The following is a 13,065-nucleotide window of genomic DNA, read 5'->3' as shown; positions in this document are numbered from 1 at the left end:
GGCAAAGCCTTAGTTCACGCCACTTAGCCACGCACCAACCCTGCCCACAGAACAATTATTATTTGGGGCACTATCTACAAACTGGGGCAAGTAGCTACTTGTACCCTCAGAAAGCTGCACGATCTGAGTACTTATCTGCCTACTGCGTCCGTTTAACTCTTTAATAATAGCGGGGCAAACTCCTAACTGAACTTAACAGATCAGTGAGGAAGCAAACGATGAACCCAACTACACAATCATCCACCACATCAACACACCCAGCGCGTCAGCAACGGATTTTGCGCTTGCCCGAGGTAAAGGCCAAAACGGGCTTTGGCCGCAGCACCATTTATGCCTTGATGGCCAATGGTGAATTTCCCCGATCCATTCGCATTGGTGCGCGTGCCGTGGGCTGGTTAGAAAGCGATATCGACCAGTGGATTGAAACCCGCCGTATCGGTGCTGCTTATGGCCGTGGATAAACCATCAGCATCAAACCCGTTACCTGCCAATGAGGTGAATAACAACATGCCAACATTACCGGCTGGTTTTGCCTATAACGCGCAAAACTGGCTGGTGATGCAACCGGCAGGGCAAGATAGCCCAGTCAAAATCTGCTCTTGGCTGCAAGTTGCTGCTCGCACCCGCGATCCGCAAGGGGACAACTACGGCTATTTATTGCACTGGTTAGACGATGACAATCGGCATCGCTACTGGGCTATGCCCGCTGAACTATTGGCCGGAGACGGCAGCGAGTACCGCCGAATCCTACTCAGCCGAGGCATGCGGCTAAGCAACAGTGTCAAAGCGCGGCAGTTGCTCTCGCTGTTTATTCAACAAATGGGCGAACTGGCCACGCAAAAGGCCATTAGCGTGAACTGCATTGGCTGGCATCACCACGCTTATGTGCATCCGCGCCTCACCTTTTACCCAAGCGAACACAGCAACAACCCGCGCATGGTGCTGCAAACCATGCACCCGATAGAAGGCTTTATTCAACAAGGCAGTAGCGACAGTTGGCGGCAGCACGTTGGCCGTTATTGTCTGGATAACCCGCTATTAATTGTTGGCGTTTGTGCTGCACTGGCCGCGCCTTTGTTGCATATGTGTGGGGTGGATGGTTTTGGTTTACACCTCTACGGTGCCAGTAGTACCGGTAAAACTGCAGCGCTGTATCCGGCGTTATCGGTGTGGGGCGAGCCTAATCAGCTGCGCCACAGTTGGCGTGCCACGGCCAACGGTTTAGAAGGCACTGCGTTAGCCCATAACGATGCCTTACTGGCGCTCGATGAAATGGGCGAAGTTGACCCCAAGGAGGCGGGCGATGTCGCTTATATGCTTGCCAATGGCCAAGGTAAAACCCGTGCAGGCAAATACGGTGAAATGCGCTTACCCGCCCGTTGGCGTTTGGTGTTTTTATCCACTGGCGAAGTGACGCTTGAAAGCCACCTTGCCAGTATTGGTAAGCGAGTAAAAGCGGGGCAGCAAGTGCGCGTGATTGATCTCAGTGCCGATGCTGGAGCGCAAATAGGCGTGTTTAACCAGAGTCATGGTATGAACGCCGCCGATTTAGCCGATCACCTAAAACAGCAAAGCCGCCAACATTACGGCAGTTTGGCCTTGGACTGGTTACGGTATTTAACGCAGCACAGCGCGCAGGTGCGACCCGTTTTCCAAAACGTACGCCAACGTTTTTTAGCCAGCTTACCATCCGAGGCTGACGGCCAAGTGCGTCGAGTAGCCGAAAAATTTGCCTTACTGGCCAGCGCAGGCCTGTTAGCCATTCAAGCCGAAGTACTCGATTGGCCAACCCAAAGTGTCGAAGCCGCCTGTTTAAGCCAGCTTAACCAATGGATACTTGCTCGCGGTGGTGTAGCCGCCAATGAAGATCAACAAGCCATTCGCCAAGTGCGCAGTTTTATTGAGCAACATGGCGAAAGCCGCTTTACGCCCAAACAAACCGGTTACAGCAGCCAAGTACGCCAACGCGCGGGCTGGCTTGATACTACTGGCCCACAAACCCTTTACCTGTTTTACCCAACTGGCTGGCGTGAAGCCACCGAAGGCCTAAGCCCAGATCGCGCTGCCAAAGCACTGATGGCGGCAGGCTACCTAGTCCCCGATGGTAATCGGCCACAGCGCAAAGTCAGCCTGCCCGACAACACCCGCCCACGCATGTACTGCGTGAAAGGCAGTATTTTGGATGACTAAAAAGGCGATGAATCTTGTGTGGGCTTGTCGCCTTGCAGTGTACCGCCAGTCAACCTAAGGGCTGGGCGAGGATTAAAGGCTAAGGCAGACAATACCGCTAGCGCACTGGTTGTGCACCGACAAGGTAAAAGTGGATTTCTTTTTAATCCTTTTAAATCCTCTCTATTCGGCTCAAATCAAGTTTACTTTGCTGAGCGAATATGTGACTATTTTACAAAAGCCTCAAGCTCATAACGTTAGGTACCTTTTGTGAATTCAGACCGCTGGTTATCTGTTGAAGAAATAGCCGAATATCTTGGCGTAAGCAAAGATACTGTGTACTCATGGATCAGTAAAAAGAGTATGCCAGCTCATAGAATTGGTCGGCCTTGGAAGTTTAAAGCAGATGAGGTGGATCAGTGGGTTAGATCTGGTGGCGCATCAGATGACAGCAAGGAAGAAAAATAGTATGGCCTTAAACGAAGCAGATACTTGCCGGGTCTATGTGACGCCAAAGCTTAAAGAGTCTGGTTGGGAAAACAATCCTAGCGCAATAACTGAACAGTACACATTTACCGATGGCCGCGTTCAGTTTAAGGGCAGCAAAGTTCAACGTGGGGAGCAAAAGCGAGCGGATTATTTACTTAAGTACACTCGCGACTTTCCTATTGCTGTTGTTGAGGCTAAACCTGAAAACAGCCCTGTCGGCCAAGGGATGCAACAGGCAAAAGATTACGCAGAAATCTTAGGGCTAAAGTTTGCTTACTCAACCAATGGTCATGAGATCTTAGAATTTGACTACACCACTGGTGAAGAGCAATTGTTGTCGCGCTTTCCCACCCCTGATGAGTTATTCAAGCGGCTTTGTGGCGATGAAGGTTTAAAGGATGAAGATCTTGATACCTTGCTGTCCCCTTACCACCATGTTTCGGGATATTCCCCGCGCTACTATCAACAAATAGCCATAAACCGCGCAGTACAGTCGGTTCTTCAAGGTAAGAAGCGCTCATTAATTACGATGGCAACGGGTACGGGTAAGACTGTCGTCGCTTTTCAAATTAGTTGGAAGCTGTGGAGTGCTCGCTGGAATCGTACGGGAGACTACAGAAAGCCTCGCATTCTATTTTTGGCAGATAGAAATGTGTTGGTAGATGACCCAAAGGATAAAACATTTACCCCGTTTGGTGATGCCAGGCACAAAATTGAAGGCGGCAAAGTTGTTAAAAGTCGTGAAATTTATTTTGCCATTTATCAGTCCATTGCCAGTGATGAGCGTCGTCCTGGCTTGTATAAAGAATTTCCGCAAGACTTCTTTGATCTAATTATCATTGATGAATGTCACCGAGGCAGTGCCCGCGACAACAGCAACTGGCGTGAAATTCTGGAGTATTTTGAGCCAGCCTTTCAAATCGGTATGACGGCGACGCCGCTTCGTGAAGATAACCGCGATACTTATCGTTACTTTGGCAACCCAATATACACCTACAGTTTGCGCCAAGGTATTGATGACGGATTTCTTGCGCCATACCGCGTACACCGAGTTATTTCGGAAGTCGATGCGGCAGGTTGGCGACCCAGCAAAGGCGATGTAGACCGCTTTGGACGAGAAATCCCAGATGGTGAATACCAAACCAAGGACTTTGAACGGGTTATTGCGTTAAAGGCTCGAACAGATGCGTTTGCTAAGCATCTCACCGACTTTATGAAGCGAACCGATCGTTTTGCAAAAACGATCGTGTTTTGTGTCGACCAAGAACACGCCGATGAAATGCGTCGGGCGCTTAATAACTTGAATTCTGACCTTTCACGCAAGCATCCAGATTACGTTGCACGCGTGACATCAGAAGAAGGGAAAATTGGCAAAGGGCACCTCAGTCGTTTTCAAGAGTTGGAAACCAGTACCCCAGTGATACTGACCACATCACAATTATTAACAACAGGGGTCGATGCGCCAACTTGTAAAAATGTTGTGCTTGCGCGTGTTGTGAACTCAATGAGTGAGTTCAAGCAAATTGTTGGCCGCGGTACTCGCCTGCGCGAAGATTACGGCAAGCTGTGGTTCAACATCATTGATTATACCGGCTCCGCCACACAAAATTTTGCTGATCCTGACTTTGACGGTTACCCAGAAATTGAAGATGAAGTGGTGATTGATCAAGACGGTGAAGAAGTGGTTGATGACTCTTTAACACCAGAGATTGAAGAGTTAGAGGTTGCTGAAGAGACGAGTGAATACGAAGTGAATACTGAAGGTGAAGGCGCTGATGATGAAGAGGAGCACGAACCGAGAAAGTACTACGTAGACGGTGGCAGCGTTAAAATTACGTCTCATTTGGTCTATGAGCTAGACGAAGAAGGTAAACAGCTTCGCGTCATCCAATATACCGACTACACCGCAGAAAAGGTAAAGACTCTCTTTTCCTCACTGGATGAACTAAAAGATAGCTGGGCTAATCCGTTAAAGAGAGAAGAAATCATTCTCGAATTACAAGAACGGGGGATCCAGTTTGATGATTTGGTCGCAGAGTCGGGTAAAACAGATGCAGATCCATTGGATTTACTTTGTCACATAGCATTTAACGTACCGCTGCGAACCAGAAAAGAGCGCGCTGACTATTTGAAGAAAAACAAACCGGACTTTTTTGATCAGTACGGCCCAGAGGCACGCGCGATCTTAACGTCTTTACTGGACAAATATACCGACCACGGCCCTAAGCAATTTAGTATTCCGGATTCGCTACAGGTACCGCCCATTTCTGAATATGGCAATGTGATGGAAATAGCCAATCTCTTTGGCGGCGCATTGCAAATGAAAACCGCCGTGGACCAATTACAAACGCTGCTCTATAGCCAGCAATAACAGAAGTGACGACACGATTTATGGCACGAACAAAGAAAGCAGATCAGCCGATGACCACCGCCCAGCAATTAGGTGCGATTGTTAAATCGTCTCGGCAAATCATGCGTAAAGACAAAGGCTTAAATGGCGACCTCGATCGCCTGCCAATGCTCACTTGGATCATGTTTTTGAAGTTTCTCGACGACTTAGAACAAATGCGAGAAACCGAAGCCGTGCTAGAAGGAAAAAGCTTTCAGCCAGCCATCGAAGCGCCATACCGCTGGCGAGATTGGGCAGCAATTGAAGGTGGTATCACCGGCGACGAGTTAATTGCCTTTATTAACAACGACGAAGCAATGCGACCTGATGGTACCCGTGGCATAGGTTTGTTTGCCTACTTGCGTAGCCTGCAAGGTGACAACGGTGGTGATCGCCGAGATGTGATTGCGACCGTGTTTAAAGGTATGCAAAACCGCATGATCAACGGGTATTTGTTACGTGATGTTGTCGACAAAATAAACGGCATTCATTTCAACTCATCTGAAGAGATGCACACTTTAAGCCGCTTATACGAAACCATGCTGCGTGAAATGCGTGATGCCGCTGGTGACTCCGGCGAGTTTTATACTCCGCGTCCAGTGGTTCGCTTTATGGTTGAGGTGATGGACCCGCAGTTGGGTGAGTCCGTATTGGACCCAGCCTGCGGCACGGGTGGTTTTTTGGTTGAAGCGTTCGAACACCTAGAGCGCCAGTGTAAAACAGTCGAAGACCGCGAAGTATTGCAAGAAAGCAGTATCTTTGGCGGTGAAGCCAAATCGTTGCCTTACCTGTTGGTACAAATGAACCTGTTACTGCATGGTTTGGAGTACCCAAGAATTGACCCTGAAAATAGCCTGCGCTTTCCACTACGAGAGATGGGGGACAAAGATCGTGTAGATGTGATCTTAACCAACCCACCGTTTGGTGGTGAGGAAGAAAAAGGCATTCTTGGTAACTTCCCGGAAGATATGCAAACCGCCGAAACCGCAATGCTGTTCCTTCAATTGATCATGCGTAAACTCAAACGCCCTGGTCATGGTTCAGACAATGGTGGCCGCGCCGCGGTTGTAGTCCCAAATGGTACGCTTTTCAGTGATGGTATCAGCGCACGCATTAAAGAAGAGCTGTTAAAGAACTTTAATCTGCATACTATTGTTCGTTTGCCGGAAGGGGTATTCGCGCCTTATACCGATATTCCAGCAAACGTTCTTTTCTTTGATCGTTCTGCCCCAACAGAAGATATTTGGTTCTATCAAATAGAGACACCGGAAGGCCGAAAAAAATACACCAAGACTAAACCGATGGAGTATGGTGAGTTTAGTGACTGCCTAGCATGGTGGGGTAATCGCAAAGTTACAAATCAAGCTTGGACTATAAAGGCCAACGATGTTCTCAAGTACCATGACGATGGCAAACTTCTCGACGTTAATCTAGATCGTAAAAATCCATATAGTTTAGAGGCGCTTGAACATTTACCGCCAATTCAATTAATTGAAAAAATACAAGGAAAAGAACTAGAAATATTGGATTTGCTGAAAGAAATGAAAGCGCATTTACAGGCGGAAATCTAATATGATCGGTGATTTTGCGCTACCAATCCGTAGATATGAGCCAGTTGAGTCAGGTCAGGTTTATAGAATGCTTGGCATGCGCTCTAAAATTGGCGGTCCATTTATTAGAGAAACCAAGTCAGGTTCAGAAATATCAGCCGCAAAGCTAAATAAAGTTAAAGCTGGTGATTTTATTTACAGCCGACTGTTTGCTTGGCAAGGGTCGTTTGGACTTGTACCTGAGGTGATGGATGGTTGTTATGTGTCTAATGAATTTCCTTTGTATGAATTAGATACATCAAAAGTAATACCTGAATATTTGGTTTATTGGTTTGGTCTTCCTCATGTCCAAAAAATGGTTGAAGCTGATTGCTCTGGTTCCACGCCTGGAACACGAAACAGATTCAAAGAAATATTTTTTGAAAGATTAGATATTGAGCTTCCTTCGATAGAACAACAAAAGAGCATTGTAAAAAGCATCCAGCTATTGGAGCAAAAAAGAAGCGCTTTTATTGATTTGAGATCTACAGTGTTGGCTGATGCGCAAGCAATGCTGAGTAGTGCCTTCCATAAAATTATTGAAGGCGCAGTTTATAAGCCGATATCGGAAGTGGCTCCGATTGTTAGAAGACAAATTGAAATTACAGTTGATGGTGAGTATCCAGAACTGGGTGCTCGGTCTTTTGGCAAAGGTATTTTCCATAAGCCGACATTAATTGGTGCGGAACTTGATTGGCAAAAGCTGTATACCGTCCATTCTGGTGATCTGGTTTTAAGTAATATTAAGGCTTGGGAAGGCGCTATTGCTGCTGCTGGAGACAATGATCACGGTCGAGTGGGATCGCACAGGTATATCACATGTGTACCTGCTGAAGGGGTAACAACTGCAAACTTTCTGGCGTTTTATCTTCTGACTCAAGAGGGTATTGAGCAAGTACAGGCAGCTTCGCCTGGTAGTGCAGACCGAAACCGAACCTTGGCGATGAAAAGATTAGAGAAAATTAAGGTACCTGTACCAGATTACGATAAACAGCTTTGGTTTAATCAATTACAAAACTATGTTGAAAAAATTAAACAAGCTCAATCAGAAAATGCAACTGAGCTAGAGGCCCTGATGCCTTCAATTTTAGATAAAGCCTTTAAGGGAGAATTGGTTTAATGTCTATGCCTGCACCGACGCTTGCTTATGATGCTGGCACCCAGCCTGTTATTGCTCATGGCTTGTCTTATCAGGACGAGCAAGTGAGCGAGATTTTAGCTGGCCCCGTAAAGCATATTTTGCAAGATACCGCAGGCAATGATGAGCTCCAGGAGTTACTTGGCAGTGTCGTGAGCACGGAGTTTGAGCAAGAGGGTTTACGCCAAGCGCTGATCGATGAAACCGTGCCTGATAATTGGCGAGTGGGCGAAGCGATTGCCGAAGCCTTTGTGGCAGATAAAGGCAATTGCGTGTTTCCGTGGCCCACAGGGCGTGATCTTAAAAACCCGAACGATAGCCCAGCAGGGTGCGATTTGACTGGATTTCAACCTGTAAACGATGCTGAGCTTCCCTACCGTTTTGCGTTTGGTGAAGTAAAAACGTCTGAAGAGAATAAAGCGCCGCCAAGCGTGATGACCAGCTTGGGTACCCAATTGTTTGGGCTACGAGATAATCGCCAAGTAAAAGATGCTCTCTTACGTTATTTAGGGCTCCATGCGGTGCGAGCACCATGGGAACCGATGTTTAAAAGCGCTGCCAAACGCTATTTGAGCTCGAACACAACGGACGTTGCTGTTTATGGTGTTTTGGTGCGCGATATTGCCCCAAGCGCTTCTGATATTGCTGGCCGAGCAAAAGCACTGGCGGCCGATTGTCCAGTGCAAACTGATATTGAAATGTACGCTTTATACCTTCCCCTAAACATGATTGGTACGCTGTCTGCTCGTGCTCAAGCGGCTATGCAGGAGGCGTCATGACGCTTTCACAAGAGCACTTACTACAGGTAGATCAGCATTGGGCTGTTCAGTCCATTAGCGCTGAGCGGCGTGATACAGCTATGCAAATGGCGGAACGGCGCTTGGTTGATGTGGCGCTGGGTAATCTACTCGAACATGCGGCAACGGAGTTTGACAGCGACTTGTTAGAGCAAGTAGCAACAGCGTATGAGTTGGCCGCGATCGAAGGCATTGGCGCTTTGTTGCACCCTGTAGCCAATCAGGACAATAAAAATATTCGTGAGCTTGCACAAGCTGGCGCGTTTCGAGCGTTCGGGCTTTATCGTGTATTACCCGTACCGAGTGACAATGAGGCGCGCTTGTTTCATGTTTTGCATGTATCGGGTTTGGCCTACTGCGCTGATCGCTGGACCGATTTACGTCGATGGTTTGAAGAGCAGAACAGTACATTAGCAGTACCCAGTGTGGCAGGTGTTACTTGGGATAAGCGTCTGCTTTACCGAATTTTTGATTGTTGGTTACGACTACTACGTAAAAACCGCTGGGATGACTTAGATCAGATTTCAGAGATTGTGCTTGGTTTACGAAACGATCAAGCAAACTACGAAAAAGCGTTACTAGAACAAACCCAAGGTGCAGAGGCGCAAAGCATCGCCATGCGTTTAGTGGCGCTTTATCACTGGGCCAAAGCAACAGAGCGTTTGGCTGTGTACATGCTGCAAGGCGAACCGGTAGCGATCGATGCACAATTAGATCAGCATTTTGAAGCGGCGCAAAAAGCGGCACAAGCCTCTAAAGACCCGCAGCTCGAAATGATTTTACGCTGGTTACATGTCGCAAGCCGAAAAATGGTCGCTGGCTCTTTATGGTGGGTGGCGCATACGGTTAACTCCCGTGTGACACGCTTTGTTTCCCATGTGACTAAGCACAAGAGCTTATTTGAACTGTTACCGCCGCAACGCGCTGCACTGCAAGAGCAAGGTTTACTCGACCAAGCCAGTAGAGCGGTAATTGTTGATTTGCCTACATCCGGCGGTAAAACCGCGCTGGCACAGTTCCGCATGTTGCAAGCGCTGAATCAGTTTGATCAGGATGATGGTTGGGTGGCCTATGTTGCGCCAACTCGCGCTTTGGTTTCGCAAATTACCCGACGATTACGTGAAGATTTTGGCCCATTAGGTATTCAAGTTGAGCCGTTAACTGGCGCGATTGAAGTCGATGCTTTTGAAGAAGCGCTTTTGGGTGAAGCACGTGCTTTTCAGGTTTTGGTTGCAACACCTGAGAAACTTCAATTGGTGATGAGAAACAAAAAAGTCGCGCGCCCATTGGCTCTGGTTGTAATGGATGAAGCTCATAATATTGAAGATGAGTCTCGTGGCTTGCGCATTGAACTTCTGCTTGCAACGATTAAGCAAGAATCACCTCGGGCAAACTTCTTACTATTGATGCCATTTGTGCCGAATGCTAACGATTTAGCTCAATGGCTAGCCGCTGATCGTGGCCGAAGCATCAGCTTGGGCACCTCTGCTTGGCAACCGAATGAGAGAATTGTTGGCTTATTTGATATTCATAAAGGTGAAAAACGTGGTGATTGGAATTTAAGTTTTGAAACGTTGACGACTACTCAACGGACGATTCACCTTAAAGGAATCCACAATGTAGATGGTAACCGCCCTCTGCAAAAACTGACGTACTCTAGCGCTAAAGGGCTCGCAACACAGGCTGTTGCTATGGCTAAGGTTTTCTCTAAGCGTGGTACCAGTATTGCTGTAGCGCAGACGATTCCAGATGCTTGGAGTATTGCTCGTAAAGTTGCCGCAGAGCTTGAACCTTTAGTTTCGGTGCATGAAGACATTAAACTGGTTCAGCGTTTTCTAGCGGCTGAGATTAGTGAGGACTTTGAGCTAATTGATATGCTGTCAAAAGGTGTTGTTGTGCATCATGCAGGCTTACCCGCTGAGGCGCTTTCATTAATTGAGTGGCTTACAGAAGCTGGCCATATTCGAGTGATGTGCGCAACGACAACCATAGCACAAGGGCTTAACTTCCCTGTTTCATCTGTTTTTCTTGCGACGAGAAAATTGCCTTACGGCAATGAAATGTCGCATCGGGCATTTTGGAACCTAGCGGGTCGGGCTGGGCGTATCGGCCATGATAGCGTCGGCGTTATCGGTATTGCAGCAGGTGCACAGCCGAATGAGATCCGGAAATATGTTAGTGATGCAACTGCATCGTTAGTTTCCCGCCTGGAAGGAATGCTGGATGATCTTCAAGCCGCGGGGGAATTAGCAAACTTATCTTGGGTTATGCAGCAAGAACAATGGGCAGACTTCAGAAGCTATATCGCTCATTTATGGAATGAAAAACGTAACTTGGACGCTGTAATTGGTGAAGCTGAACAATTACTGCGAAATACCTACGGGTTTGGTTCTCTTCGCGCTAAAGCTGATAAAGCCTCGCAAGAGAAAGCTGATGCGCTTCTTGAGGCTACCAAAGGGTATGTTAGAAAGTTAGCTGAGCATCCAGAAAATGCTTCTCTTGCTGATGTTACAGGCTTCTCTCCAGAGGGCGTTCGTTCAACTTTATTGGATTTGAATAACCTTGAAAACAAGTTAACGCTTGCAGATTGGGAGCCTTCGAGTCTATTTGGCGATAAATCGAAGTCTGTGCTGCCAAGCTTGATGGGGATTATGCTGCGGGTTCCGCAGTTACAAGAAAGTTTACGAGAGATCAGTAAAGGACAGGGGAATAGTCATCGTAAACTTGCTGATATTACCCAGGCTTGGGTAACAGGTAGCTCCATTGAATCTATAGCGAAGACTTACTTTGAAGGTGATAGCCTTACAGATCAAATATCTAAAGCTTGCAGAGCGGTTTATAGAGATTTGGCCAATAATGGCGCTTGGGGGTTGTCGGCATTAAGCAAAATGCCAACTTCAGGGCTTGATTTTGAAGCCATGACAGACGAAGAAAAGCGCAGATTAAATAACCTCCCAGCGATGCTTTACCATGGTGTGAAAACCGAAGAAGGCGTGTTGATGCGGATGAACAGCGTTCCGCGTAGTATTGCTGAACGTGCCGGTGAAGACTTTAAGGCTCGAACTGAAGTCGGTGCAGAAAATACTCTGTCACCTCGAAAAGCCAGCGAATATCTGAAGTCTTTGAAACCGGATGATTGGGCGCGTTTGAAACCTGATAATTCCTCGCTGTCCGGCGAAGACTATTTGAAAGTATGGAAACGGCTTTCAGGTGAAGCTTAAAAAGTCGTTCTTATTATAGAGGATGGTACCGACATTTATGTCGGTACCAGGTAATTTCAGGAAAAAATAGTTAATTACTAATGGCCATATAATCAAGCAGCTAAAGATTACTAACCATTTCGTGGATCATCACGAGATGGTACGAATGGATGGCCATTTTGCATTGTTAATATTAAAATCGCACCAACAATACCCCTCCCGCTACCCGTTAGATCAGCGCCCTGTGAGGGGTTACTCGTTTCTGGGGTTAAGAGATAAGCCCCAGTCTTAACGGCGACTGAGGCGCAGCCACGAGCCAAAACACTAGGTAAAGGCTCAACCAGCTTTAAAGTGCTTGTGTCAAATTGTGGTTTTCTTCATAACAAATATCAAGTTATTTAGCCTTGTTGTTGAGTTTCGTTCTCGTTACCAAAGCATTTGCTCGTAATCCACACATCATTCTCCGGCCCACAAAGGTGGTGCAGCAGTGCTAGGTTTATCTGATGGCTGATCACGTTGCTGTTTCGTTTTTGGCTTTCTTTTCTCAAACCTCTCAGTAATAACCCCGTGCATGATTTGCCCATTTGCTCCGGCGAACTGGGCAGGCAAAAGGCGCAGTTTTGCTGTTTGGGGTGTAAGGTAGCGCGCTTTCCTGTTTTAGATAAAGGCGTAATGCACCAAAAGATACGGGCGTTGGCGGGAGTATTAAGTTGTAATGTGTTGGATGTCGGTAACAAATGCGCTGGTAACACAACTAACCCGCCTTGCGCGTGGCCATCAACCTCAGGTAAAGGTAGCCAATACAGGTTTGGCCATTGCTCGGGGCTCTGCCATTTTTCTACGATCACTTGTGCGCCAATGCTATTTAGCCATTGGTGAATGGGGCAGCCTGGGGTCACTTGTTTAACGCGTGGTAACTGATAGGTCAGCCAGCGGGTTAAGCGTTCGGCTGCATTCTCGCACTGGCTTAGTGCCGGGTAGAGAGTAAACGCGCCATGCCCAACCAGTAAAGCGACCACCCGCTGTATCCATTCTCTATCCCAATCGTTACCACTTGCCCATAACACGTCACTTTTCACCTTGTTGGTTCGTCATGCCGTCTATTTTCAGTGGTCGGGTGCAGACGCGTTGGTGAATTAGATGAAAGAAATAGCCATCAAACTAACCAGTCAAATCGGCTTTTTATGATGACCTGTGCGCGGCTAACTGTTTGATATACATAGTCCAATACGGTGCTGTTTGGCTGTGTTCGCCAAGTGCAAAAAAATCGAGACGCCAAACGATCGTTTGCATT

9 protein-coding genes are annotated in these 13,065 nt (G+C 47.3%); 8 read left to right on the top strand and 1 reads right to left on the bottom strand.

Going from position 1 to position 13,065, the window contains the following annotated elements; all coding sequences use genetic code 11:
• Positions 1 to 218 precede the first annotated feature (218 nt).
• The 8 genes from AMBT_RS21560 to AMBT_RS21525 all read left to right on the top strand — a co-directional run bounded on the left by AMBT_RS21560 (position 219) and on the right by AMBT_RS21525 (position 11,792).
• Positions 219 to 461 (top strand): helix-turn-helix transcriptional regulator, encoded by a 243-nt coding sequence (locus AMBT_RS21560; RefSeq protein ID WP_007146785.1) that lies wholly within the window; start codon positions 219 to 221, stop codon positions 459 to 461.
• Positions 448 to 2,190 carry a DUF927 domain-containing protein gene (locus tag AMBT_RS21555; RefSeq protein WP_013786787.1) on the top strand — a complete coding sequence of 581 codons (1,743 nt, stop codon included), beginning with the start codon at positions 448 to 450 and terminating at the stop codon, positions 2,188 to 2,190. The genes AMBT_RS21560 and AMBT_RS21555 overlap by 14 nt, the downstream gene beginning before the upstream one ends.
• A gap of 249 nt (positions 2,191 to 2,439) precedes the next feature.
• A complete protein-coding gene (mads1, locus tag AMBT_RS21550) occupies positions 2,440 to 2,637 on the top strand; it encodes a methylation-associated defense system helix-turn-helix domain-containing protein MAD1 (protein WP_013786786.1) in 198 nt (65 codons plus the stop codon).
• A 1-nt stretch (position 2,638) separates the two neighbouring features.
• The gene (hsdR, locus tag AMBT_RS21545) at positions 2,639 to 5,029 is read left to right on the top strand and encodes an EcoAI/FtnUII family type I restriction enzme subunit R (protein WP_013786785.1); all 2,391 of its coding nucleotides are present in this window, start codon (positions 2,639 to 2,641) and stop codon (positions 5,027 to 5,029) included.
• A gap of 20 nt (positions 5,030 to 5,049) precedes the next feature.
• Entirely contained in the window at positions 5,050 to 6,618 is a 1,569-nt protein-coding gene (locus AMBT_RS21540) for a class I SAM-dependent DNA methyltransferase (RefSeq protein WP_193352898.1), read from the top strand.
• A gap of 1 nt (position 6,619) precedes the next feature.
• Entirely contained in the window at positions 6,620 to 7,756 is a 1,137-nt protein-coding gene (locus AMBT_RS21535; protein WP_013786783.1) for a restriction endonuclease subunit S, read from the top strand.
• Positions 7,756 to 8,553 carry a hypothetical protein gene (locus AMBT_RS21530; protein WP_013786782.1) on the top strand — a complete coding sequence of 266 codons (798 nt, stop codon included), beginning with the start codon at positions 7,756 to 7,758 and terminating at the stop codon, positions 8,551 to 8,553. Before AMBT_RS21535 ends, AMBT_RS21530 begins: the two co-directional genes overlap by 1 nt.
• Positions 8,550 to 11,792: a DEAD/DEAH box helicase gene (locus tag AMBT_RS21525; RefSeq protein WP_013786781.1), complete on the top strand. Its 3,243-nt coding sequence runs from the start codon at positions 8,550 to 8,552 to the stop codon at positions 11,790 to 11,792. The genes AMBT_RS21530 and AMBT_RS21525 overlap by 4 nt, the downstream gene beginning before the upstream one ends.
• A 377-nt stretch (positions 11,793 to 12,169) precedes the next feature.
• Here AMBT_RS21525 and AMBT_RS21520 read toward each other — a convergent pair whose 3' ends face one another.
• Complete coding sequence (locus AMBT_RS21520) at positions 12,170 to 12,838, bottom strand: hypothetical protein (protein WP_041452648.1); 669 nt, start codon at positions 12,836 to 12,838, stop codon at positions 12,170 to 12,172.
• Between the last annotated feature and the right edge of the window lie 227 nt (positions 12,839 to 13,065).

It is taken from the genome of Alteromonas naphthalenivorans (assembly GCF_000213655.1).
GTDB lineage: Bacteria > Pseudomonadota > Gammaproteobacteria > Enterobacterales > Alteromonadaceae > Alteromonas > Alteromonas naphthalenivorans.
Note: the sequence above shows the minus strand (reverse complement) of the source record. Positions and strands in the feature narration are given on the sequence as shown.